At 75.6% G+C, this 332-nt stretch carries 1 protein-coding gene; it reads right to left on the bottom strand.

Translation table 11 applies throughout. The features are described 5' to 3' along the window. Nucleotides 1-25: 25 nt before the first annotated feature. The coding region (locus ABD254_RS02190; RefSeq protein ID WP_344245180.1) for a methyltransferase at nt 26-332 on the bottom strand (307 nt) is incomplete at its 5' end.

Below are 332 nucleotides of genomic sequence, written 5' to 3'. Positions count from 1 at the left end.
ACGGCGGCAACCGCCTGTTCGGCGTTCAGGGCTTGCGCGAGCGGGTCACGGTGAAACGCGGGTTCTGCGCCATGTGCTCGGTCCGCCCGACGGCGCGGGTCAGCGCCCCGCGGTAGCGCAGCGCCGTGTTGAAGACGCACCACAGCTCGCCGCCCGGGCGCAGGATCCGGCCGGCCTGGGCGAACATGCGGTGCGCCGCGTCGGTCCGCACGGCCGTGCGGTCGTGGAACGGCGGGTTGAGCAGGATCAGGTCGGCGCTCTCGTCGGCCTCCTCCTCGCCGGCGTCGCCGCGCAGCGCGACGACGCGCCCGACCACGCCGTTCGCGGCCGCC

This window comes from Isoptericola hypogeus (assembly GCF_039531145.1).
Classification (GTDB): Bacteria; Actinomycetota; Actinomycetes; order Actinomycetales; family Cellulomonadaceae; genus Isoptericola; species Isoptericola hypogeus.
This window is presented reverse-complemented; position numbering and strand designations above follow the sequence as displayed.